This window comes from Pseudomonas sp. NPDC087342, from assembly GCF_044744265.1.
GTDB classification, from domain to species: Bacteria; Pseudomonadota; Gammaproteobacteria; order Pseudomonadales; family Pseudomonadaceae; genus Aquipseudomonas; species Aquipseudomonas nunensis.
The window spans coordinates 791,259-816,347 of sequence record NZ_JBIUXZ010000001.1 but is presented as its reverse complement, the minus strand read 5'-3'; the positions used below and the strand labels follow the sequence as shown (position 1 = coordinate 816,347).

Here is a 25,089-nt window from a genome sequence, read left to right as displayed (position 1 = left end):
TGGAGTATGCGACAAACCAAAGGATAGGACAGCCGTAATACCCAGGCCTCGCAATGTTGGAGTGGAGCGTCGGTGACAGAACACCTATTCTCGATGTCACCTGCCCCGTCCGGCCAAGGAAACTGCCCTCGATGATTCTGATTCTGTTGCCGACCCGCGATTACGATCCGACTGAAAGCAGTGTGCCCTGGCAGGCCATGCGCCAGGCCGGGATCGAAGTGCGTTTCGCGACGCCCGAAGGCTTGCCCGCTTACGCGGACCGACGACTGGTGGACACGGGGTTCGGTCTGTTGAACCCGCTCCTGATGACGCGTAAATCCGACCTCGTCAGCTACGCCCGAATGATCGAAGACGAGGCGTTCCTCCAGCCATTGGCCTACGCCGATGTCGACCCGGCGCAATTCAGCGGGCTGCTGATTCCCGGCGGTCACGCCCAAGGCATGCGTAGCCTGTTGGAGTCCGGGCAGGCCCGGCGTATTGCCCGGCACTTTTTCAAGACCGCCAAACCTGTCGCCGCGATTTGCCATGGCGTACTGCTGCTGGCCCGTACCCTTGACCCTGACACCGGGCGCCCGGTCATCGATGGATACAAAGTCACGGCGCTGGTGGCCAGCACGATGGAACAGCCGGCCTGGTTCCTTACCGCACTGTGGCTGGGACGTTACTACCGGACTTACCGGCAGACTGTCGAAGCGGAGGTGCGGGCCGCCCTGGGCAAACCTGCGGATTTCCAGCGCGGTCCGTGGGTGTCCAAACGCGATTCGGCGGACAAGCCACAACACGGTTTCGTGGTCCGCGACAGGCAGTTGCTGACGGCCCGCTGGCCGGGTGACTGTCATCGCTTTGCCGCCGAATGGCTGCAGCTTATCGGTACACGTACTTGACGATGTAGGCATACAGGTCGTTGTAGACGAAGTCCGGGACATGCTCGGCATAAGTCCCGGTCTTGAGCAGCGCCAGATGGCATTCCTTGACCATCTCGTCGCGATCCGCCATGGAAAACACGTGGTTGTTGATGATTTTGCTATACGCACTGTACGCATAAGGTGCGGTGACGGCAGTGACCGCCAGTGAGCCATCGGCGGCTATGGTGTAAGTGCTGTGGGCACGCAATGTTCGCTCTTTGAGTGCGCCGAGCCCGCGTTCATACAAATAGATTTGCGCGCCGTTAACCGCTTTCGCCGCCGTTTCGAAGGCCAGGATGATCGCCTGGGCGTTGCTCATGCTGGTTTGCAGAGCGTCGAGGTTGACGAAGCGTTCCAGCTCCTGCTTTTCCAGGCTCCTGAGTGCCCTTTTGATGCTCGACAGGTGCGCGAACTCTTGATTGCAGCCCACGATATGGGTTTCGAACTGATAGCCGAGCGCGGTGGCCGACGGCGGGAAGGTCGCGAAGTCGATGCTGTCGAACGCGCACTCCATGATGATGTTGTATTTACGCGTAAACGCCTCGACGAAGATCCTGGTGCTCAGCTCCCGGACAAACGCTTCGGTGTTTTCATAGGCGTGCAAGACACCGAGCTTGATCATGTCCGCGTATTGCGGGTGTTTCTTCCGGTAGTCGGGCAGGTACAGGCGCACATAATTTGTGTAGCTGTTGGATGGCAGCAATTTCTTTTCCAGCAGCCAGGTTTTACCCGAGCCTTGCAGCCCGGCGACGATCAACATCTTGGGAATGGTCCCGGCGGTGATGTTGGTGAACAACGTCGCGATGATTTCGGTGTAGGCCGTGGTGAGTTGCTCTGCGGTGTACGTGTAGGTCGGTGCTTGTGACATGCCTTGATTTCCTTATCAAAGAATCGGCTGGAAGTGATGGCCGCATCTTCAATAAAGCAGGTATCTCCGATTGTTCAAAAAGGCTTGTTTGTCTGGATATGTCTTTGTTTTAAAAGGGAACTATTCCTACGCGGCATTCAGAAAAAACCACAATTCAGGCGAACTCTTTCGCCTACTCCGATACACCCTGACCTACATCCACCGACCACCAGCGCGGCAGCAACTGCTTGACCTTGCTGTCACCAAACCGGTCATCGATCAGCATCACCACACCTTGATCCTGCTGAGTGCGGATCACCCGCCCGGCGGCCTGCACCACTTTCTGCACGCCGGGATACAGGTAGGTGTAGTCATAACCGGCGCCGAATATAGCCGCCATGCGGTGTTTCATTTGTTCGTTGACCGGGTTCAGTTGTGCCAGCCCCAGGGTCGCAATGAAGGCGCCGATCAGCCGCGCGCCGGGCAAGTCGATGCCTTCGCCGAATGCCCCGCCCAGCACGGCGAAGCCAACGCCTTGGCTGTGTGCGGTGAATTGGTCGAGGAAGTCCTGGCGCTGACGCTCGGCCATGCCCCGCGATTGCGACCACAAGGTGATGTGCGGATGCCGCTCGGCCAGCAACTGCGCCACTTGCTGCAAATAATCGAAGCTGCTGAAAAACGCCAGGTAGTTACCCGGACGCTCGGTGAACTGCCGGGCGATCAGCTCGACAATCGGCTCAAGGGACGCCTGGCGGTGCACGAACCGGGTCGAGATCTGGCTGACAATGCTGACCTGCAACTGATCCGCGTGAAACGGCGATTCGACGTCGATCCACACCGTATTCGCCGAGGTGCCGAGCAGGTCGGCGTAGTAATGCCGGGGGCTCAGTGTCGCGGAAAACAGCACGGTACTGCGCGCCGCCGTCAGGCGTGGACGGATAAACCCGGCGGGTACCACGTTGCGCAGGCACAACTGCGACAGGTTGCGTTTGCGCTCGAGGTCGCGCTTGCTGATGTCGAACAGGAATTGCTCATCGAACAGCTCCGCTACCCGGCCAAACTGCAACATCTCGAAGTAGAAGTTCTGTAAGGCGCTGTCCAGCCCTTGCGGGTGATCGTTGAGGTAGTCACCTATGCTCGCACTGCACGACGACAAGGCCTGGAGTAGTTTTTCCGGGGCCTTGTCGTAGGCTTGGTAGGGACCGAGTTGCTGGTCATGCAGGGCGTTCCATTCACGATTGACCCGCTGCAAGGATTTCTTCAGCGGCTCCGGTGCGGTTTTGCGCACAGCGTTGAGGGTCGCCTGATCGAGGCTGGCGCTGTACATCTGCCGGCCGCGCTCCACCAGGTTGTGGGCTTCGTCCACCAACACCGCGACCCGCCAGTTGTTGGCCTGGGCCAAACCAAACAACAAGGCGCTGAAGTCGAAGTAATAGTTGTAGTCGGCGACCACCACGTCCGCCCAGCGCGCCATTTCCTGGCTCAGGTAGTACGGGCAAACGTTGTGTTCCAGCGCGACGTCACGCAAAGCGCTCTGGTTCAACAGGTTCAATTGGCTGGCGGTCTGGCGCGCGGCGGGCAAACGGTCGTAGAAGCCTTGGGCCAACGGGCAGGATTCGCCGTGGCAGGCTTTGTCCGGGTGCTCACACGCCTTGTCCCGGGCGATCATTTCCAGAACCCGCAATGGCGGCGCATCGGCGCTGTCGAGGATCACCTGCGCCGCGTCCAGCGCCAGTTTGCGTCCCGGGGTTTTTGCCGTGAGGAAGAACACCTTGTCCAGTTGCTGCGGCGCCAGCGCCTTGAGCATCGGGAACAACGTGCCGACGGTCTTGCCGATCCCCGTCGGCGCTTGCGCCATCAGGCAACGACCGGTGCTGACCGCTTTGAACACGGATTCGGCCAGGTGTCGTTGCCCCGGACGAAACCCGGCATGCGGAAACTTCAATACTTGAGCCGCCTGATTGCGGGCGTCGCGGTGAGCCATTTCCTGCTCGGCCCAATGCAGGAACAACTGGTAATGATGCTCGAAGAACGCCTCCAGTTCAGCGGCGCTGAAAGCCTCGACCAGACAGGTTTCCTTTTCGCTGACGATGTCGAAATACACCAGCGCCACGTTGATTTCGGCCAGTTGCAGCTTCTGGCACATCAGCCAGCCGTAAACCTTGGCCTGGGCCCAGTGCAACTGGCGATGGTTGGCCGGCTGTTTACTCAGGTCGCCGCGATAGGTTTTGACTTCTTCCAAGCAATTTTGCGTCGGGTCATAGCCGTCCGCTCTGCCCCTGACCTTCAGCGTTTGATACAGCCCTTCCAGTGCCACTTCGCTCTGGTAGCTGTCGTTGCGGCGCGAGGCGACGGTGCGATGGCCGACGATGCCTTCCAGTGCAGTGGGTGACGGGGTGAAGCGCAGGTCCAGGTCACCGACCTTGGCGGTGAATTCACACAGCGCCCGCACCGCAATGCTGTAGCTCAAGCGCTCTGCTCCGCCCATTGCACATAGCAGACGGCAATCGGCATCTGGTGTTCGTGGCAGAACTCCAGCCAGCGCAGTTGATTATCTTGCAGGCGATCGCCGGGGCCTTTGACTTCGATCATGCGGTAGGTCTTGTCCTGCGGCCAGAACTGGATCAGGTCCGGCATGCCGGCGCGATTGGCCTTGATGTCGAGCAACAGGCGATTGAACCAGTGTTTGAGGTGTTCGGCCGGCAGGCAGTCCAGCGCCTGATCGAGCAGTTCCTCGCTCAACGCGCCCCAGAACACGAACGGCGACTGCACGCCCCACTTGGCCAGGTAACGCTCGTGGATGGTCTGGCGATAGCGCCCGTCATTCAGTTCGGCGAGACAAGCCTGGAACAACTCGGCGCGGCGTTCGTGGAAGTCTTCATTATGTAAATCCACCGGCCCGCGCTGGAACGGATGGAAAAACGCCCCCGGCAACGGCGCGAAGATCGCCGGCCAGCAGAGCAAGCCGAACAGCGAATTGATCAGGCTGTTCTCGACGTAGTGCACCGGCGCCGCGTCTTCAGCCAGGTGCGCCTGCACGTAATATTCCACCGACAGCGCAAGATCGGTTCGGGGCAATTGCAGGTCCAGGCGTTCCATGGCCCGAGGGGCTGCGCGCTTGATTGGTGGCCCGCCCAGTTTGCGCCGCAGCCTTGGCAGCACTCGCAACAACTTCTGCTGCTCGGTGGCGCTTTCCGGCGATTGCTCGGCGAAAGACGCCAGATCCAGCGCCAACGCGTATTCACCACAACGCTCCAGCACCCGGATCAGCCGCAATCGAGCGCCGGGATAGGCGCATTCACGGTAGATGCCCAGGGCATTGGCGAAATCGGCGATACGTTCGCAGTACTGACCGATCTGGAACAACAACTTGCCCCGACGCCGTTGCAGCCAGGGATTGCTCAGCGCCAATGCGTTGATCTGCTCGACAACCTCCGCCACCGCTTCACCGGCCTCGAAGCGCTGCTGGCACTCGTGCAGAAACACACAGGCGTCCACGTCTTCACGGCTGCGCAAGCCTCGGGATTCGGCGCAGAACTCGACTTTTTCATAGGTGTAGATGCCGAGATCAGCCAACACGAACTCCGACCAATCCTGGTAAAGATTGCCGAAGAACATCAGGCGCAACCGGTCGCACAAACCCATGATGGTCAGGCTGAACAAGCGGTCATCCAGTGTCGGGCACCACTGCTGGAAGCTGCGGGATTCGGGAAACTGTTCGCTCAGCAGTGGCAGCCAATCGGTCTTTTTGCCTTTGGGCTGATCGATGGCATGCCCCAGGCATTGCAGAATCTCGGCCTTGAGCAATACGTCGAACACATCCGCTATTAACAGAGGCGATTGCTGGTCGATCCAGCCCAGTTCCAGCAGCGGAGCGGCAGCGTTGGCGATATCGCCGATCTCGACGTAATGCAACTTGCCGGCCCGGAAATGCAGGCCCTTGCGCATCACCATCCGCACCAGCAATGCCCGGGATTCACGCGGCAGCCGGTTGAACTCCGCCATGAAATGCTGTTCTTGTGGGCTCAACACATCGGCATAGCGATGCTCAAGCCAATCAAGCACTTGCATGAAGTTGTTCAAGTAATAGAACGGATCGTCGAGCGGGTTTTCAGTCACAGGAAAAAGGGCCATGGCGAGCGAGTACTGGTTATGCGTACAGATACCAGCTACAGCCGGTGCGGTGCAAACGGAAAAAGATGGGTGGCGCGGTTAAAACATCAATTGCCGCCGGCTTTGTAGCAGCTGTCGAGGCACGAGGCTGCGTTCGGCGGCGAAGCCGTCGTGAAATCAGGCCACGCGGTGTTTCAGGCAGACCGCGTGCTCAGGTTTGGCGACGGCTTCGCCGCCGAACGCAGCCTCGTGCCTCGACAGCTGCTACGAGCGAACGTAGCCTCCTACGAGACGTGCGCAGGTTTCGATGGCTGCCATAGGGTGCCTTGCGGTTTAACTGACTGGCATCTGGCGGCGCGGCTAATCGTGGATTTTTCAGGTGACCATCGAACTTTCTGCCGATCCACGGCACCAACCGCCATAGAGCGACAGTGATGACAGAAACCGTCACACTGATTTTTTGAGCATCATGGAGGTGTTATGAATATCAAGACCCTGGGCCTGCCCCTGGCCGTTGCAGCCTTTCTGGCCCTCGCCGGTTGCTCCACGCCAACCGTGGTAACCCTGCAGAACGGCACCCAGTATTTGACCAAGGACATGCCGAAAACCAAGACCAAGGACGGTTTCTACGAATTCGAAGATATTTCCGGGGCGAAAGTGAAGGTCAATGCCAATGATGTGGCGACGGTCCGCAAGGAGGATTGAGACCGAGTTATCGTTCTTCGCGGGCAAGCCTCGCTCCTACAGGTTGTGTGATCTGTAGGAGCGAGGCTTGCCCGCGAAGAGGCCCTTCAAATCAGCACAAGAATCAAGGCATCCCCGGAACACTGGTATCGCAGACAACATAGCGATCACCACGCTTGATCATCTCCGCCCGCAGCTTCTGGCACCGGTCATATTCCTGCTGCACCGAATTATCGATGCTGATGTTGCCGGTCACTGGTGGCTTGTTCCCGTCACCGATCCGGATCGTCGCCCAAGGCTGTTCCGGCTCGATATGAAAGCGGCTTTTCTCTTCGACAGGTTCTTTGGTTTGGATCGCTGCCGGTTTCGGCAACTCATCTGGCGTCAGGCCATAACGGCTCAAAATCGAGCTGTGAGGCAGTTCTGCAGCGGCGTTCGCCGATAACACGGCCAAAGCCAACCCCAAGACATACCCCTTGCTGTTACTCACGTTGCTGAATCTCCTGTACTCAATGGCGGCATACCGCTGTGCGTTTAGACATAACGCAGAAGTGGGCGGATGCTTTAGTGCCGGTTCCTGTTGGTGCAGGTGTTTGAGTCCGGAAATGGCCGATGAGTCACGGTGGCAGGCAGGTTTATCGCGTTATCGTTCTTCGCGGGCAAGCCTCGCTCCTACAGGGGATTTGCGTCGTGCACAAAATGTGTGACCGACGCGATTCCTTGTAGGAGCGAGGCTTGCCCGCGAAGGGTCCCTATCAGGCAATAACGATTCCGCTACCTGACAAACTCTCCAACCCAACCCCCACCAACGTCACCGAATCCCCGCCAAACGTCAGCACCGTGTCATGCCCGACCGCCGAGGCATGTGCCCGGTAATCATCATTCGGCACCACGCCTTGAACGCCCATGAACACCAGCTTGTCGCTGGCCTGATAGCCAATCACCTTGTCCTGGCCAAACCCGCCAGTGAACAGGAACGTATTGACCCCGCCCCCCGACTCCATCAGGTCATTGCCCGCGCCGCCGACAAACACATCGTTACCTTTGCCGCCGATCAAATGGTCGTTGCCGTCCAGGCCAAACAGCCAGTCGCCGCTGGCATGCGCCGTAAGCGTATCGGCACCCGCGCCGCCCTTCACCGTCGAGGCGTATTGGGTCAGGTTGTTGCCGACCTTCAGGCCATCCGCCGTGACGCTGTGGGTCACGTCGTCCTTGAACACGCCCCACAAAAACGCCGGTTCCTTGGTGATGATGTTGCCGATGTCGCGGGTGATGCTGATCCCGCCGTTGGCATCCTTGACGTAGAGGTTGCCAACGCCGTCATTGGCGAACACGAAGTTCTTCACCGACTGCTGCAAATCCAGCACGTTGCTGCCCTTTCCGCCCAGCACGATGTTGTAGCCGCCACCGTCGCGGAAGGTGTCGTTGCCATCCCGGCCTTCGAGGTAATCGTTGCCCTTCCCGCCCTGGATCAGGTCATTGCCGTCGCTGCCGATGATGAAGGTGCTGCCCTTGTGGGTTTCGGCATTGCGATTCAGATCCTGGACCCAAGTGTTGGCCTTCGCCGGGTCCGAAAGGTTGGCGACGATGATGGTCGAGTCTTTGCTGGTGAGGTCATAGAACTTCGATTCGATCACCCGGTTCATGCCATCGCCGTACGCGGTCGGCAAGTGGGAAATCCAGGTCGGAATGTTCAGGATGGAAAACGGCAGCACGTTCCACGCGGTCGAGGCGTAGTGATCGTTGAAGCTGACGATGTTGTCGGTGGTCGAAGCCTTGGCGCCGTCGTGCACGCCCACGGACGCCAGGTTGAAGGTCGAGCCGTCGAGAGCGCGGAACACCGGATCGTTTTCGTAGCCGACGTTCAGCACTTTGTCGGTACTGCTTTGGGTTGGCGAGGCGTAGGCGATGTAGTTCGAATCCTTGTAGAAACCCGACCACTTGTCCGTGCTCAGATCCGCCAGGCTGTTGACCGCCAAGCCGCCGAGGCTGTGGCCGCTGACCAGTACGTCCTTGCCTGACAGGCCATGGGCACTGGCAAACGCTGCGACGTTGCCGAACAGTTTGCCGAACGCTTCACCGGCGTAGTTCTTCGCATAATCCTTGGGGCCGAGTGCGGCCAGCAGATCACTGATCGCGTCGCCGATGGAGTCGCCGATGAGGATTTCCCGTGGGCCGCTGGTGCCCCGAAAGGCAATACCAAGTTCCGTGAGATGACCTTGGGCGTCGTACTTGCCTAGGATCTCGACCTGCGCGCTGGTGTAGCCAGCCTTCTCGCCGTAGAAGGTTCCGCGTGCGTCGGTTTTGCCGTCATAGCCCAATTGCGAGGCGGTGATCGGCGTCCAGCCGGCCTTTTTCACGGCGTCCAGTGCGAGTTTTTCGGAGTCGGGGTTCCACGGCACGCCGGGAATGACGCCCTGGGAATCGGTGCCACCGATCAGCGCGGTGACCAGCGTCGCCGGCAGCCCGAGGCCGAAGCCGTTGTGCTGATAACCGGCGGCAAAGCCGTTATCGAGGTTGTGATAGGAGTACAGCGTGATGGCCATGGCGTCGCTGAACAACGCCTTGATTCTGCCGTGCTGAAGTTTTTGTAATCGTAAACACCCATTGCTATTGCCTCTCTTTTGTTGGAATTGTCAGAGATAGCTCACAGCCAAAGCGCCTCGGGAATGAGGCGCTCCGGAGCATTTCAGTGCATGTCGCCCTTATGCAAAGGTAAAACTTGAAGTGGACAGGTTATCCAGCCCGACACCGACCAGGGTCACGGCAAAATCGCCGACCTTGAGCAGCGTGTCATGCCCGGACTGGGTCGCGTGTTGCTTGTAGTCATAGCCCTGCCCTGCGCCCTGCACGCCCATGAACACCAGTTTGTCGCTGCCCTGGTAGCCATTGATCGCGTCGAAACCGAAGGCGCCGCTGAACAGGAAGGTGTTGTTGCCGCCATTGGCATGCATCACGTCATTGCCCGCACCACCGACGAAGGTGACGTGGCTTTTGTCGCTGCGCAGCAGGTCATCGCCGGCATTGCCGAACAACCAGTCACCATCGACGGTGGCCGCCAAAGTGTTGCCGTAGGCATCGCCATTCAGCGAGTGGTTGTAGTGGGTCAGTTCGCTTCCATTGAGCAAGCCGTTGGCCGTGACGTTGTAACTGACGTCCTTGGTGCCCAGCCACGAGCCAGGCTCTTTGCTGACTATCGCGCCGATGTCGCGGGTCAGGCTGATGCCGCCGTAGGCGTCACGCACATACAACGTGCCGTCGCCGTCGTTGGCAAAACTGAAGTTCTGCAACGGTTTTTGCAGCTCGAAAGTGTTGCTGCCCTTGCCGCCCAGCAGGATGTTGTAGCCACCGTCATCGCGGAAGCGGTCGTTACCGTCGCGGCCCTCGATGAAGTCATTGCCGGCGCCGCCCTTGAGCAAGTCGTTGCTGTCGGTGCCGATAATGAAGGTGCTTCCGGTGTGCGGCTCGCCACTGCGGCCCAAGTCCTCGACCCAGGTTTTACCTCGGGAATCGACCGCCAGGTTGGAGACGATCAGCGTCGAGTCCTTGCTGGTCAGGTCGTAGAACTTCGAGTCGATCACCCGGTTCAAGCCATCGGCGTAACCCAGCGAACCATGCGCCGACCAGCTCATCGGGTTGAGGATGCTAAACGGCACCAGGTTTTGCGCGGTGGAGGCGTAATGGTCATTGAAGTTGACGATGTTGTTGGTCGCCGACGCCTGATAACCATCGTGCTTGCCCACCGAACCACTGCTGAACGTGGTGCCATCCAGCGCGCGGAACACCGGATCGTTTTCGTAGCCGATGTTGAGCACGTTGGTGGAGACGCTTTGGGTCGGCGAAGCGAAGGCCACGTAGTTGGCCTCCTTGAAGAAACCGCCCCAGTTGTCGCCGCTCAGCTCTGCCACGCTGTTGACGCCCAAGCCGCCGAGACTATGGCCGCTGATCAACACGTCCTTGGCACCCACACCATGGGCGATGGCGAACGCGGCGACGTCCTTGAGCAAGGTGTCGAAGGCGTTTTTCGCGTAGTTTTTCGCGTAATCCACCGGGCCGATGGCGGCCAGCAGGTTGTTCTTGATGTCGCCGAAGGTGTCGCTGTAACCCAGGCCACCGGTGCCGCGAAACGCCACGCCGATGCCGATCAGCTTGCCGGCCGCGTCGTACTTGCCGAGCACTTCGGCTTCAGCGCTGGTGAAGCCGTCCTTCTCGCCAAAGAACGAACCTTGCGCACTGACCTTGCCTTGATAACCCAGCGCCGTCGCGCCAATCGGCGCCCAAGCGGTGGCGGGCAATGGCTTGCCTGTCGGCGTGTAGGCGTAAAGCGTCAGCGCGATGGCATCGCTGTACAACGCCTTGCCGGCGGCACCGCCGGCATTTTTGTAATCAAACAGTCCCATGTGTTGGCTTCCTTAGCGTCAAATCAGAACTGCCAGTCCAGGGTCAGGCCCACGCCGTGGTCCTTCTCGTTGGAGCCGATCAGCCCGTTGTAATCCAGGTTTACGCGGGTGGCCTTGTTCAAGGCCAACCCGGCACGCAGGCCGACCACGGCGGCGTTGCGATCCATCGACACGCTCTGCACATTAAACCCGGTGTTGCCGTTGGCAAAGGCCAGGTGTTGATCGGTATCAACGCTGCTCAAGTTGTGCTGCCAGCCGAGGCTGCCGGACAGTTCGAGGCTTTTCTGGTCGGACAGCGCAATGGCTTTGCTCGCCCGCAGACCGAGGGTCGAGAGCACCGCGTCGCGATTGTCTTCACCACCCTTGAGCGCGGCAGCATCGCCCTTCTCGGTGAAGCTTTCGCTGTTCAGGTGTACGTAGGCCAGTTTGGCGAACGGTTCCAGGGCCAGCGGTTGCAGGTCCAGACGATACGCCGCTTCGGTGAATACTTGCGCGGTGGTCGCATCGTGCTTGGTTTTCTGCTTGCCGCTGACATCGGCGAATTGCAGGTCACGTTTCGCATCAATGCGATGCCAGCTGTAGGCACCGCCGACGCTCAGGCGCAGGGCATCGATTTCATGCCCCAGGTACGCACCCAAGTGGTAGCTGTCGACATCGGCCGACGAATGCGTGCCATCACCCATGCTCAACGAGCTGTTGCTATAACCGGTGACGAAACCGAGTCGGGTATCTTTAGCGATCAAGCCATCGCCACCCACCAGCAAACCACCGATGGAGCTGTTGGAACTGGCGTTGTCGTTACCGCCATCACTTTTGCCCCAGGCGCCCAGGACCTTGACCCACAGGTTGCTCTTGTCATCGGTCGGCGCGCCGGCATCGAACAGATCACGTTCGCGCAGACGATCGCTGACCGCATCACGCAGGTAACGGCTGTCGTTGATCAGCATGGTGCCGATGGCCGGATGAATCTCACCGGACAGTTGCTGGAACGCTTGCTGGGCCACCGCCGCAGTCGGCGACAACAGCAGGGTTTCGTACAGCGCATTGCCCGCGCCCAATTGCTCGGCGGCTGCAGCCACGGCGCGTTGGTTCGGGGTCTGGCCGACATCGCTGAAGGCCGTCGCGTTACGCTCTACCGCCAGTTGAACGCCAGTCGCCGAGTAATCCAGGGCGCCGCCGATAAACAGGTAGTTCGGCAACACCGCGCCGAATTGGCCCTGGATGCCGCCCGCCGCTTGCAGGATGTTGTACTGATGGCCGAGCAGGCTTTGCGTTTCGGCAGTGCTCAGCAAGGTCGGACTGTTTTCCAGGGACAGGCTGACAGTGGCGCCATCGATCACGGCTTGGCCGCCGGCGATGATCTGGTCACTGCTGGTCGGCGACAGTTCCACGGCGTAGGTCGAGCCGCGCTCGAAGACCACGTCGCCGGCCACTTGCAGGGTGCCGATGGAATTGCCCGGCGCCACGGTGCCGCCGCTTTTCGCGGTGAGCGCGCCGATGCGGCCGTTACCGCCGAGGATGCCGCTGTCATTCACAGTGACTGCCGATGCCAGCGAACCGTTGATCGCCAGCCGTCCTTGATTGACCAGCGTCGGGCCGCTGTAGGTGTTGGCGCCGGTCAGCACCAAGGTGCCGATGCCTTGCTTGGTCAGGCCGCCATGGCCGGAAATGTCGTTGCGCCAGGTGTCGAGCCCGCAGTGCACATCGTTGCAGACGCGCTCGGTGGGTTTGCCGGCGTCGATGATCCCGCCGATGCCTGGCAGGTTCGCGACAAACTGGCTGTCGCCGTAGGCGCCCTGGATGCGGAACTCTTCAGGAATGTCCTGCTCGGTGACGAACATCGCCGGGCCGTCGATGCCTTTGCCCAGGTTGATCATGCCCCAACCGTACAACGCATCGACGCCAGGCGCACCGAGGTCAGTGGCCGTGGTGCGCAATACGCTGGCGACCTGTGCGCCGGTCATGTACGGGAAGCGCTCCATCAACACCGCCATGGAACCGGCCACGTGCGGCGCCGCCATCGAGGTGCCGTTGTAGTTGGCATAGCTGGTGCCGAGGTTATCGGCGCTGGTGCCGGTAATGATCGAGCTAAAAATCCTGCTGCCCGGCGCCGACACGCAATAACTCGCGGTGTAGCCGCAGCGCGATGAGAACGTGCTGATGTTGTAGAGATCGGTGCTGGTCAGGTCCGGGTTCTTTTGCAGCGCCGCCACGGTGATCCAGTTCGGCGCGATGTCCGGCACGAAATACGCCAGGCCGGCGATGGCATCCGGGTTGTTGAGGTTGTAGTCGTTGCCGGCGGCGAAGATCGTGACGATACCGCTGCGGGCCGCCGCGATAGCGCCGTCATAGGCACCGCCGGGTTTGGTGCCGAGCAAGGGCTGAATCTCGTTGAACTGCAACTGCGCGTCTTGCACGGTGAAATGCGGGAACGCCGGATTGCGCCCGCCGAGGTCGAAGCGATCGGTGATACCGATGCCCCAGCTGTTGTTGATGATCCGCGCGCCGCTGGCGATCAGGGCATCCCAGCCGGCCTTGTAGACCGCGCCGTCGTTGCCGCGAATGATCCCGTCTTCCGGGCCTGGGTCGCCGTTGTCGGCACTGATGATTTGCGCGCCGAAGGCCACGCCATGCATCGGTCCGCCATCGCGGCTGCCAGCGGCGATCCCGCCGACGTGGGTGCCGTGCGCGCCGAGCTTGCCGTCGGAACCGACCGAGGGTGCGCCGTCATAACGGAACGCATCCCCGGCTTTGACCGGGATGTACGGGTCGGTGTATTCGCGGATGCCGCTGGTGACCAGGTTGATCACCTTGTTGGTGCCGGAAAATTCCGGGTGTTGGGCGTAGACCGGTTGGTCGAAGATCCCCAGTTTCACGCCTTTACCGGTGTAGCCGGCGGCGTAGGCTTGCTGCGCATTGATCGCGCCCACGCCCCAATCGGCGTTGAACTCGGCGCTGCGCCAACTGTTGGGATCACCGAGTTTGCCGTTTTCCACGTACGGCGCGGCATGTGCGGTGCCCAGGCTGGCCAGGGCGCAGAGCACGGCGAGGTTGAGGGTTTTCAGAGCAAATTTGTGGTTGTTTACAACAGTCATCCAGTTACCTTCCTTAGTTGTGTTGCCAAATTCCCTGCGCCAAAGGCGCACCAATATTCACAGCGTCCTGTAGCAGCTGCCGAGCCTGCGAGGCTGCGTTCGGCGACAAAGTCGTCGTGAAATCAAGCGACACGGTGTTTGAGGTCGCCCGCATGCTCCGGTTTCACGACGGCTTCGCCGCCGAACGCAGCCTCGCGCTGCTCGACAGCTGCTACGACGACCGCGTTAAAACTGCCAATTAAGGCTCAGCCCCACGCCATGGCTTTTCTCGCGGCTGGCCAGTTGGCCGGTGTAATCGAGGTTCAGGCGCAGGTCGCGGCTCAGCGCGAGGCTGGCATGCGCGCCCACAAGCGCGGCATCGCGCACCAACGGCGAGCTTTCCACCGCGAACGCCGTGCCGCCGCCGGCAAACGCCAGGTGTTGTTCGGAATCGACGCTGCTCAGGTTGTGCTGCCAGCCGAGGCTGCCGCTCAGGTCCAGTTGTTGCTGGCCGGACAGGTTCACGGTTTTGAGCGCCCGTAGGCCCAAGGTGCTGAGCACCGCATCGCGAGTGTCGCCATGGCTCTTGAGTGCGGCGGCATCACCCTTTTCGGTGAAGCCTTCGGTGTCGAGGTGCACGTAGGCCAGGTTGGCGAACGGCTCCAGCGCCAGCGGTTGCAGGTTCAAGCGATACGCTGCTTCACCGAACACCTGGGTGGTGGCCGCATCGACCTTGGCTTTTTGCTTGGCGCTGACATCGCCGTATTGCAGGTCACGTTTCACATCGGCGCGATGCCAGCTGTAGGCACCGCCCGCGCTCAGGCGCCAGGCACCCAATTCGTGGCCGGCATACGCGCCCAGGTGATAGCTGTCGACTTGCGCCGAGGAATGCGTCCCCGAACCCATGTTCACCGAGCTATCGCTGTAACCGGCCACCAGACCGATCCGGGTTTGCTCATCCACAGCGCCATCGACACCGGCGAGCAAGCCGCCAATCGAAGTGGTGTAGCCCGCCGTGTCGTGGCGATCATCAGTCTTGCCCCACGCACCGAGGGCCTTGATCCAGCCGTTGCTTTGCGCACCTTTGGCGTCGTTAAGGCGCTCACCCACGGCATCACGCAGATAACGGCTGTCGTTGATCAACACCGAACCCAGCGCCGGATAGATCTCCCCGGACAACTGCTGGAATGCCTGTTGCGCCGAACTGGCAGACGCCGACAGCAGCAGGCTTTCGTAGACCGGATTGCCCGCACCCAAGCCTTCCACGGCGCTGGCCACGGAGCGCTGGTTCGGGGTCTGGCCGACGCTCGCGAAACTCGTGGCATTGCGTTCCACGTTCAACTGAACGCTGTTTCCCGCGTAATCGAGGCTGCCGCCGATAAACAGGTAGTTGGGCAACACTGCGCCGAACTGGCCCTGAATGCCGCCGCCCGCTTGCAGAATGTCGTACTGATGACCGAGCAGGCTTTGCACTTGTTGGGCGCTGAGCAAGGTAGGGCTGTTTTCCAGGGACAGGCTGACGGTGGCGCCATCGATCACGGCTTGGCCACCCGCGACGATCTGGTCGCTGCTGGTCGGTGACAGTTCCACGGCGTAGGTCGAACCGCGCTCGAAGATCACGTCGCCGGCCACTTGCAAGGTGCCGATGGAATTGCCCGGCGCCACGGTACCGCCGCTTTTCGCGGTCAGTGCGCCAATACGGCCATTGCCGCCGAGGATCCCGCTGTCATTGACGGTGACTGCCGATGTCAGCGAACCGTTCACCGCCAGCAATCCACCATTCACCGTGGTCGGCCCGCGATAGGTGCTGTCGCCCGTCAACATCAAGCGACCGGCGCCGGATTTGATCAGGCTGCCTTCGTAGACGCGGGATGCCGCTGCTGCATCGCGCGCTGTGCCCACCGCGTAGTCGGTCTGGTCCTGTTGACTGGCACCGGCCGTAACGCCGTTTTCCCAGCCTTTGTCCTTCAGGGTTTGTTGCCAGGCGCTGTGTTCGGCGGCGTCTTCGGCCTGGCGCTGGATCAACGCTTTGTCGCTGATGCCGTTGCTCCAGACATCGCTCTGCCCTGCTCCCAGATTGGCGTCGAACGCGCCAAGCAATTGCCCCGGCCCGTGCAGCGCCCGCTCCAGATTGGCGACGCCCCAGCCGACCTGAGCGTTCGGCGCATCAGTGATCGAACCGTCGAGCTGGGTCGCGGTGGTCAGCAGCACTTGCAGCGCTTGCTGGTTGTTCATGTACGGGTAGCGTTCCATCACCAGCGCCAGAGCGCCCGTGGCGTGCGGCGCGGACATCGAGGTGCCGGACTTGATCGCGTAACCGCCATCGGGAATGGTGCTGTCGATCTTCGCGCCGGGGGTGGTAATGCACCAATACTTGGCGATCCCGCACTGGTTGTACTTCTGCAGATTGCCTTGATCCAGCCCCGACACCGCCAGCCAATGGCCTTCCAGGTCTGGCTGGAAGTGCGGCAGCGCCGAGCGCACGCTGGCGTTGGGGTAGCCGCTGTTGCCGGCGCTGAACACGTTGATCACACCGCGACGGGACACGTCGGCGGCGGCATCCAGCCAGGTGCCTTTGTTGAAGTGCTGGGCATAGGCCGCGTGCAGGTCGTCGAGGGTTCGATAGCTGACATCCGGCGGCTGACTGCCCCAGCTGTTGTTGATCGCACGCACGCCGGCATCCGCCAGTGCGTCGTACGCCGCTTTGAAATAACGCGGATCGGGACTCGGGCCGAACAGGAAGCTGTCGGTCTTGTTGGTGTTGGCCACATAGAGTTGCGCGTTGTACGCCACGCCGTGCATGCCGGTGCCATCGCGGGACGCGCCGATGGTGCCGGCGACGTGGGTGCCGTGGGAGTCGTTGTTGGCGTTGAGCGAGCCGTTGACGTTGAACGGTGTGCCATCGACGTAGCTGCCGCTGGCCGTGACTGCGTGATAACGGTCTTTGGCGAATTCGGGGTGGGCGGAATCGAAGCCGGAATCCAGTTCACCGACGATCACGCCTTTGCCGGTGATGCCGGCGGCGTAGGCTTGATCGGCCTGCATGCGCGCCAGGCCCCAATCGCGCTGGAACTCGGCCGAACGCCAACTGGCGGCGTCGCCGGGTTTGCCGGTTTCAAGGTATTGGGCCTGGGCGGCTGCGGGGATGGCCGAAACCAGGAGCAATAGCGTGCCGACCGAAATCGGCTTGATCTGTACGTCCATGTCTTTCTCGCTTTTTTGGCGTTTTTAGAGTTTTAGCCCCCTGTCCGCGGGGGTGGTCGTGCGGTGTTGCTGTGTCGCTATGTTTTCAGGTTGCAGGTAGCTCTGTGGCGAGGGGGCTTGCCCCCGCTCGGTTGCGCAGCGACCGCCGCTTTGGGGCCGCTTCGCAGCCCAACGGGGGCAAGCCCCCTCGCCGCAAAAGTACTATTGCCACATAATTCCACTCGCCACACTGATGTGTTTATCGGGATTTCGGGCCCTGCCCAAATGCCTCGTCAACCTTCGCCAGATCCTGCTCGTTCAACGTCCCGGCGTAGTAATGCAGCTTGGTCCATGCCATCAGGTAGTCGTAGCGTGCCTGAGCCAAATCGCGGCGGGTGGTAAATAGTTGTTGTTCGGCGTTCAGCGCATCGAGGTTGACCCGCTCGCCACCAAGGATGCTTTGCTTGGTCGAGACCACCAGCGCTTCAGCGGAAGCCAGGGCCTTTTGATAGGCGCGCAGCTTGTTCACGCCCGACAAACAGGCGCTGAACTGGCGACGCAGTTCGATCAGGGTTTCCCGAGTCTTGCCGTCGAGGTCGTACTCGGCCTGCTCCATCGTGCGGCTGGCCTGACGGGTCATGGCCGACACTCCTCCGCCGGCATACAACGGCACGCTGACTTCAATACCAATGGTGTTGGTGTCGTAACGCTGGTTGTAGGTGTTGCCGCTTTCCGACTCGTTCTGCCGCACCGTGGCGTACGCGTTGACTTTCGGCAGGTGCCCGGCACGGTTGCGTTCGACCTCGTAGCGCGCCACTTCCACGGCCTGGCGTTGCGAAGCCAGGTTCGGGTTATTCGCCACGGCCATTTCGTGCCAGGTGTCGTAATTGGCCGGGGTCAGGGCGAAGGTCTGGAAGTTCTGGTCCAGCGGTGACAGGTCGCCGATGTTCATCGCCGGCACGCCGATCAGCGCGCCTAATTCGCGCAACGACGCGTCCTGCTCATCCCGGGCTTCGATTTCTTCGGCCGTGGCCAACTCATAACGAGACTCGGCTTCAAGAATATCGGTGCGCGTGCCCTCGCCCTGGCGGAACATCTGTTCGTTCTGCTGGAACTGTTGCTCGAACGCCTTCTTCTTTGCCAACGCGATGTCGATCTGATCCTGGGCAAACAACGCCTTGGTGTAGTTCTCCAGCACCCGCACCAGCAATTCCTGGCTCTTGCCGCGAAAGGTTTCGTCGGCGAACAGCGACTGCGCCACGCCTTTGCGGTACGACGCGTAAGCCTCGTAGTCGAGCAACGGTTGTTGCAGGCTCAGGGTCGAGCCGTAACTGCTGTAGTTGCGGTCATCGGTCTGGTTCTGCCCGCGCTCATTGAGGGCGGTGGCCTTGGACGAGTTGCGGCCCTTGTTGTAGTTGTAACCGATCCTGGGCAACAGCCCGGCGCGGCCAATGATGCGGTTTTCCAGGCCGGCATCCCGCTCCTTGATGGCGCCGAGGAACACCGGATCATTGCGCAACGCCTGTTCGTAGATTTCAAACGGCCCCAGGGCCATCGCACTGTTGCAAGTCAGTAACGCCAGGGCCGCCCCGAGCATGGAAAGCTTATTCATACAACCGAACATCCTTATTCCTCGGTCAACGCGGAGCCTGCCCGGTCGAGCAGCGGTTTGAACAAATAGTTGAGGAGTGAACGCTCACCGGTGCGCACGAACATTTCCGCCGGCATGCCGGGCTTGATCACCAGCCCGTGGAGTTTTTCCATGGCCTGGTCACTGACGCTGCTGCGCAGCACGTAATACGGCGCGCCGGTTTTCTCGTCGATCATCTGGTCGGCGGAAATCAGGCTGACTTCACCCGGTACTCGCGGGGTGCGGCTCTGGTTGAACGCGGTGAACAGGATGTCTACCGGCAAGTGCGTGCCGACCTTGTCGATCAGGTTGACCGGCAAATGCCCTTCCACTTCCAGCGTGGTGCCTTGCGGGACGATTTCCAGCAGGGTTTCGCCCTGACGCACCACGGCGCCTTCGGTGTGCACGCCGAGGTTGACCGCGATGCCGTCAGCGGTGGCGATGATCTCGCGGTGTTGCAGGTCGAACCCGGCGGAGGTCAGTTGCTCCTTCAGGGTCACGCTCTTGAGCTGCGCGTCGGCCAGTTGGGTGCGGACTTCTTTCTGGTATTCCTCGATGTGCTGTTGCAGCTTGAGTTTTGCTTCGAGGATGCCCTGCTCCACCCGACCGCTTTCGCCAGTGTTCTCGGCCAGTTGTTGCTGCACCTGCGACAGTTGGCGCTGATATTCCATCAAGCGGTTGCGCGGAATGTAGCCGTTGTCTGCCAAGGGTTGCAGGTTGCTCAGCTGTTGTTGCAGCGAGTTGGCCTGAGCCGTCAGGTCGGTACGCGCTCGGCGCATGCCGGCCAGTTGCGCGCTGGCGCCTTCGATATTGGCGCGCAACCCGCCCTGTTCACGGGCATAGGCTTCGCGGCGGCTGCTGAACAGTTGGCGCTGACCTTCCAGGACCAATGCCAAACGTGGATCGGCGTCCTTGCTCAGCTCGGCGGGGAACGTCACCTGCTTGAGGTTATCGCGCTCACTCTCCCAACGCGCCACGCTGGCCCACGCCATGCGGTATTGCGCCTGCAATGAATCGACGTCGGCGGCGGCCTGGGTCTGGTCGAGCTGGAATAGCGGCTGGCCTTGCTTAACCACTTGGCCTTCGCGCACCAGAATCCGGCTGACCACGCCATTGCCAATCGATTGCACGGCTTTGCGCTTGCCGGATACCACGACGGTGCCCTGCACCGGAATCCCTTGATCGAGCGGCGCGAGGCTGGCCCAAGTGAAGAAACTGCCGGCGCCGACGATCGCCAGGATCCAGCCCATGCGCGCGAAGAATCTGGCATCGCGCTCCGGGCGCTCGGCGATGTAATCGTGTTCCATGGTTGCTTCGTTTTCAGTGTTCATGCGTGCGCTGCTCATACACCCGAATTCCTTGTCGTGGGCTGATACTGCCGGCTCATGCTGAGCCCGCCCGGTGCCTGCGCCGCTTTCTGTTCCTGATTTGCCGATTGATTGCCGGACAGTGCCTTGAGCACTTCCTGGCTTGGGCCGTAAGCCTGCAAACGACCTTCGCTGAGCACCAACAACTTGTCTGCCTGGGCCAGTGCCGAGGAGCGATGGGTCACTAGGATCACGCTGGTGCCCCGGGCTTTCATGTGCGCGATGGCGCCGGCCAATGCCGCTTCGCCGACGGTGTCGAGGTTGGAGTTGGGTTCATCCAGCACCACCAGGCTCGGGTTGCCGTACAACGCACGGGCCAGGGCTACGCGCTGCTTTTGGCCGCCGGACAAACCGCTGCCGTCTTCGCCGAGCACGGTGTCGTAGCCTTGCGGCATGCGCAGGATCAGTTCGTGGACGCCGGCGTGTTGCGCCGCTTCCACGACTTTCTGCGGATCGGCATCACGGAAACGCGCGATGTTCTCGGCGATGCTGCCGCTGAACAATTCGATGTCTTGGGGCAGATAGCCGATGTAAGGACCGAGGTCGTCGCGGTTCCAGCGATGGATGTCGGCACCGTCGAGCCGCACTGTGCCGCCGAGGGTCGGCCAGACGCCGACCAGCACTCGGGCCAGGGTCGATTTGCCGGAGCCCGAAGCACCAAGCACGCCCAGCACTTCACCGGCGCCGAGGCTGAAGTTGACCATGTGCAAGGTCGCCGCACGTTGGCCCGGCGGGCCGGCGCTGACTTGCTCAAAAGTGATCTGGCCTTTCGGTGCCGGCAGCGCCATGGCTTCGTCGCTGGGCGGATAAGCTTGCAGCAGCGCGTCGAGACGGCGGTAGGCGAGTTTGGCGCCGCTCCATTGCTTCCACACGGCAATCAGTTGATCGATGGGGCTCAGGACGCGGCCCATCAAGATCGAACCGGCAATCATCATCCCGGCGGTCATGTCACCCTTGATCACCAGCAATGCGCCCAGCCCCAGCACCAGCGATTGCAGGCACAGGCGCAGGGTTTTACTCAGGGAACTGATCACCGCACCAGTGTCGCTTGCCTGATTCTGCAAGCCCAGGAAACGCGAATGCACCTGGAACCAGCGCTTGCGCAAGACGCCAAGCATGCCCATGGCCTGGATGGTTTCAGCGTTATGCAGGTGACTGGTGGCCAGTTGGCTGGATTTCTGCGAGAACCCGGCGGCTTCGCCCAAAGGCTTTTTGGTCATTGCCTCGTTGAGGCACGCCAAGCCGATCAGCAGCACCGCGCCGGCGGTGGCCAACACGCCTAGCCAGACGTTGAACAGGAAAATCACAAACAGGTACACCGGGAACCACGGCGCATCGAAGAAGGCGAACAGCGCAGGGCCGGTGACGAACTGGCGGATGTGGGTCAGGTCCCCGAGGGATTGCCCGGCGTTGCCCTCGCCCTTGAACAGGTTGCGCTCGAACGCGGCCTGGTAGACCCGCAGGTTAAAGCGCCGCTCCAATTGGCTACCGATGCGGATCACGATAAAACTGCGCACGACTTCGAGCATGCCGATAAACACAAAGAACCCGACCACCATCAATGACAGCATCGCCAGCGTAGTTTCGTTTTGCGAAGACAGCACCCGGTCATACACCTGGAGCATATAGATGGAGGGAACCAGCATCAGCACGTTAATCAGTGCAGTAAAACAACCGACGCTGATCAGGATGCTCTTATAGTCGCCCAGTGCCTTGAATAAGGGTGCGGTGCCTGGGGCCTTCGCCATCTTCATTGGTTTTTCCTGAGATGTTAGTACTCGTCAATCTTTGACGAGGTATCAATTAACTGCCTGCACGTGAGCCCAGGCCTTCTTTGCTAGTTAGTGCTTACAAATGAATAACAACTCTTTCAAATCAAACGAGAGTCAAGGTTATTGATTCGCTGCCTATAACTGCATTGATGGGCTTTATATCCAGCGCTCAGTGCGTCGATCTTGTAATTATGCTTAATGCGCCGAGCGCTTGAGCGTAATGATCAGTCCTGACTTCAAAGTGCTTGTATAGAGCCCTTCGCGTTGTCGGCTGAAAAACACAATTCTTGAGCCTTCTTTACCGGTGATCGAGATCCCGTCGGGCTCGGTGAACCAGCCAATCGCGGGTTCTTCCAGCCAGGCGCTGAGACATTCGGCGCCGTCACCCAGGGTCTGCTTTGGTTGGAAATCGATGCTGCAAACGTTCGACGGCTTGTCCTGCAATGCCTGGGACTCAGCGGTGTCTTGCGGGGCATTGAGGGTGGCTTGCCAAAGGCCTGCCAGTTCCGAGGGGTCCGCTAATTTCAGGCTGCTTGCCATGGCTACATCTCCAAAAAACATCATCAGCGTCGCCAATAGCCACGCGGTTGCTTTGTAGGTAAAGGCGTTATGGGTCATAGGACTTTTTACTCCGGGGTGTAGCCTCACCCACAGCGTGCATGGATGCAAGGACAGAGCGCGGCGCATTAAGCGCCGCGCTCCTTTTGCCTTGGATCAGGCCACAATGTCCGTGGTTGCTGCCTGGCCAACGGTGCTGACGAGGAAATCAGCCACGCCGTGCCCGGAGAAGTCCACCGCCAGTTGGCTGTTGCCACCCGACGAGGTCAACACCGCATCGCCTGCCGCACCGGTGAACGAACTCACGAAGTGCACGCCTGCGCCCTTGGTGATGCCGGTCAGGTCAATCTTGTCCAGGCCGCTGACAAAATCGAGAATCTGATCGACCGCACCTGGCTTGGAATCGCTGCTGGCGGCAAACACGAAGGTGTCCGAACCCGAACCACCCCACAGTTTGTCCGCACCGCCCGCGCCGTAGATCAGGTCGTTGCCGGCACCGCCCTTCAGTTCGTTGGCGACGCTGTTACCGATCAACAGATCGTTGCCCGAACCGCCGATGGCGTTTTCGATGATCGCGCCCTTGGCGATGGACACGTTACCTACCAGTCCGCCAACGTCGGAGAACGAGGCGTCATTGAGGTTGATCTTCTGGTTTTGGGTAAAACCGGAGAAATCCAGGGTGTCCTTGCCGCCCGCATCCCAGACCGAGAACACGAGTTTGTCGGCGGACGACGAAGCGCTCAGGAAGTCGCGGCCGGCGTTGGAGTTGAAGCCGTAGGTGGTGTCACCGGTACGGGTTTCAGTGTTGGCGCCGTAGAGTTTCTGGATGGCCGCGATATCGTCCATCAGCGGGCCGGAAGCATAGGCTTCAACGCCGGCCTTGCTGAAGTTCTGGCTGGTGTTGCTTTCACTCCAGTAGCTCATCAGGCTGTAGCCACGGGTGTCCTGGCCGTAGGACGCGTCGTTGTAAGTCGGGTTGCCTTCGCCGGCGTTGTAGTCGCCAGGGTGAGACAGGCCCAGGGTGTGGCCGATTTCATGGGTGAGCGTCTGACGCCCGTAGTTGTTCACGCCCGGGGTCTTGTTGACGTTGTAGCCGCTGCCGGTCAGGTACCAGGACTGGCCGTCATAACCCGGCTCGGTGCCCGGCAGGAATGCAAATGCCGCTGCGCCGTCCTGGCCACCGCTGTAGTTACCGAAGCTCATGTGCCCGTCGCCGCCCTTGGCCGCTTCGGCAAAGGTGACTTTGGCCACATCGGCCCAGGATTGCATGGCGAGCACGGCCTGGGTTTTTTGCAGGGCGCTGAACTGACTGAAACCGGTGACGCCCAGGCCGCTGAAATTCGAGGTCTGGGACGTCAGAAAGGTGTAGGTCAGTTCGATCTTGCCGCTGCCGTTGAGATCGTGCCAGGCGGCACCGTCACGCAGCAGTTGAGTCGCGGCTTGATCCACCGAGAAGGAGGGTTTGCCATTGACCGTGAGGTTGCCACCCCGGTCGTACTGATGGCTGAAGCTATTGATCTGGTTGAACGCAGAACTCGGCGCGGCCAGTGCTTGCAGTGGCTGGAAGGCCAGTTCGGCGGAATCAATAGCCTTGGCTTTTACTTTCGACATAAACACACTTCCTTGTTAAGCAATGGAACAGTTTTTGTCAGACAGAGACAATCTCTGGCGAGATCGTCCTATCACTCGCCCAATGAAGGCGTAAGAAACCTGACACAATTTGAAATCAAACGTCTACTACTTTTTCAAGGTCAAATTGTTGTGTTCCAGCAAGTGCCCGAAAACAAGGGGGATGGGGTCGTAATATAGTTTTTAGTGCGCGGGGATGGGCGAATTGTCTGACAATTTCAAATTTAAATATTAAATAGCGGTAAGTTGCTTTTTGTCAAAGGCGTCTCACTTTGTTGAACTTATTAATATGAGTGCCAGTGCATTGCCATCAACTAAAGTAAATAACTAGTGAATACTACGCGCGACCTGTAGCAGCCGCCGAAGGCTGCATTCGGCGGCGCAGCCGTCGTCAAACCTGAGCACACCGTCTTACTGAAACACCGCATCGCCTGATCTCACGACCGCTGCGCGCTCGAACGCAGGCTTCGCCAGCTGCTACAAAAAGCACGCCCTACGCCATTTCTCACACGCCCTACGCCATGTTTGTAGCAGCTGCCGAGCCTGCGAGGCTGCGTTCGGCGGCGCAGCCGTCGTCAAACCTGAGCACACCGTCTTACTGAAACACCGCATCGCCTGATTACACGACCGCTGCGCGGCCGAACGCAGGCTTCGCCAGTTGCTACAAAAAGCGCGCCCTACGCCATTTCTCACACGCCCTACGCCATGTTTGTAGCAGCTGTCGAGCCTGCGAGACTGCGTTCGGCGGCGCAGCCGTCGTCAAACCTGAGCACACCGTCTTAACTGAAACACCGCATCGCCTGATTTTACGACCGCTGCGCGGCCGAACGCAGGCTTCGCCAGCTGCTACAAAAAGCGCGCCCTACGCCATGTCTGGACGCCATACGCAATGTTTGTAGCAACTGCCGAGCCTGCGAGGAAGCGTAC

At 60.3% G+C, this 25,089-nt stretch carries 14 protein-coding genes and 1 pseudogene; 2 read left to right on the top strand and 13 right to left on the bottom strand.

Annotated features, from left to right (window positions below; translation table 11 throughout):
* Window positions 1–131 precede the first annotated feature (131 nt).
* Window positions 132–884, top strand: a complete 753-nt coding sequence (locus ACIOYV_RS03685; RefSeq protein WP_401320903.1) for a type 1 glutamine amidotransferase domain-containing protein — start codon at window positions 132–134, stop codon at window positions 882–884.
* On the opposite strand, the gene ACIOYV_RS03680 is transcribed toward ACIOYV_RS03685, so the two are convergent.
* The 3 genes from ACIOYV_RS03680 to ACIOYV_RS03670 all read right to left on the bottom strand — a co-directional run bounded on the left by ACIOYV_RS03680 (window position 865) and on the right by ACIOYV_RS03670 (window position 5,886).
* The gene (locus ACIOYV_RS03680) at window positions 865–1,773 is read right to left on the bottom strand and encodes a zeta toxin family protein (protein WP_401320901.1); all 909 of its coding nucleotides are present in this window, start codon (window positions 1,771–1,773) and stop codon (window positions 865–867) included. The two genes, ACIOYV_RS03685 and ACIOYV_RS03680, sit on opposite strands and share 20 nt — an antisense overlap.
* 172 nt (window positions 1,774–1,945) lie before the next feature.
* Window positions 1,946–4,222: an ATP-dependent DNA helicase gene (locus ACIOYV_RS03675; protein WP_401320900.1), complete on the bottom strand. Its 2,277-nt coding sequence runs from the start codon at window positions 4,220–4,222 to the stop codon at window positions 1,946–1,948.
* Complete coding sequence (locus ACIOYV_RS03670; protein WP_401320897.1) at window positions 4,219–5,886, bottom strand: VRR-NUC domain-containing protein; 1,668 nt, start codon at window positions 5,884–5,886, stop codon at window positions 4,219–4,221. The genes ACIOYV_RS03675 and ACIOYV_RS03670 overlap by 4 nt, the downstream gene beginning before the upstream one ends.
* 459 nt (window positions 5,887–6,345) lie before the next feature.
* Here ACIOYV_RS03670 and ACIOYV_RS03665 point away from each other — a divergent pair, with 459 nt between their 5' ends.
* Window positions 6,346–6,570 carry a YgdI/YgdR family lipoprotein gene (locus ACIOYV_RS03665; RefSeq protein WP_054046026.1) on the top strand — a complete coding sequence of 75 codons (225 nt, stop codon included), beginning with the start codon at window positions 6,346–6,348 and terminating at the stop codon, window positions 6,568–6,570.
* A 103-nt stretch (window positions 6,571–6,673) separates the two neighbouring features.
* On the opposite strand, the gene ACIOYV_RS03660 is transcribed toward ACIOYV_RS03665, so the two are convergent.
* The 10 genes and pseudogenes from ACIOYV_RS03660 to ACIOYV_RS03615 all read right to left on the bottom strand — a co-directional run bounded on the left by ACIOYV_RS03660 (window position 6,674) and on the right by ACIOYV_RS03615 (window position 24,144).
* Complete coding sequence (locus tag ACIOYV_RS03660) at window positions 6,674–7,039, bottom strand: hypothetical protein (RefSeq protein WP_401320894.1); 366 nt, start codon at window positions 7,037–7,039, stop codon at window positions 6,674–6,676.
* Between the two features lie 265 nt (window positions 7,040–7,304).
* Window positions 7,305–9,157, bottom strand: a pseudogene (locus ACIOYV_RS03655) (polyurethanase).
* Window positions 9,158–9,254: 97 nt separating this feature from the next.
* A complete protein-coding gene (locus ACIOYV_RS03650) occupies window positions 9,255–10,949 on the bottom strand; it encodes a polyurethanase (protein WP_401320891.1) in 1,695 nt (564 codons plus the stop codon).
* Between the two features lie 23 nt (window positions 10,950–10,972).
* Entirely contained in the window at window positions 10,973–14,044 is a 3,072-nt protein-coding gene (locus ACIOYV_RS03645) for an autotransporter domain-containing protein (RefSeq protein ID WP_401320888.1), read from the bottom strand.
* Between the two features lie 225 nt (window positions 14,045–14,269).
* Window positions 14,270–17,227, bottom strand: coding sequence for an autotransporter domain-containing protein (locus ACIOYV_RS03640; protein ID WP_401320885.1), 2,958 nt, complete (start codon window positions 17,225–17,227; stop codon window positions 14,270–14,272).
* A gap of 238 nt (window positions 17,228–17,465) precedes the next feature.
* Window positions 17,466–18,830 carry a TolC family outer membrane protein gene (locus tag ACIOYV_RS03635; RefSeq protein WP_401320884.1) on the bottom strand — a complete coding sequence of 455 codons (1,365 nt, stop codon included), beginning with the start codon at window positions 18,828–18,830 and terminating at the stop codon, window positions 17,466–17,468.
* A 2-nt stretch (window positions 18,831–18,832) separates the two neighbouring features.
* The gene (locus ACIOYV_RS03630; RefSeq protein WP_054614774.1) at window positions 18,833–20,182 is read right to left on the bottom strand and encodes an HlyD family type I secretion periplasmic adaptor subunit; all 1,350 of its coding nucleotides are present in this window, start codon (window positions 20,180–20,182) and stop codon (window positions 18,833–18,835) included.
* Entirely contained in the window at window positions 20,179–21,957 is a 1,779-nt protein-coding gene (locus ACIOYV_RS03625) for a type I secretion system permease/ATPase (protein ID WP_401320881.1), read from the bottom strand. The genes ACIOYV_RS03630 and ACIOYV_RS03625 overlap by 4 nt, the downstream gene beginning before the upstream one ends.
* Window positions 21,958–22,170: 213 nt before the next feature.
* Entirely contained in the window at window positions 22,171–22,593 is a 423-nt protein-coding gene (locus ACIOYV_RS03620; protein WP_290026171.1) for an AprI/Inh family metalloprotease inhibitor, read from the bottom strand.
* Between the two features lie 96 nt (window positions 22,594–22,689).
* A complete protein-coding gene (locus tag ACIOYV_RS03615) occupies window positions 22,690–24,144 on the bottom strand; it encodes a serralysin family metalloprotease (protein WP_401320880.1) in 1,455 nt (484 codons plus the stop codon).
* Window positions 24,145–25,089 lie beyond the last annotated feature (945 nt).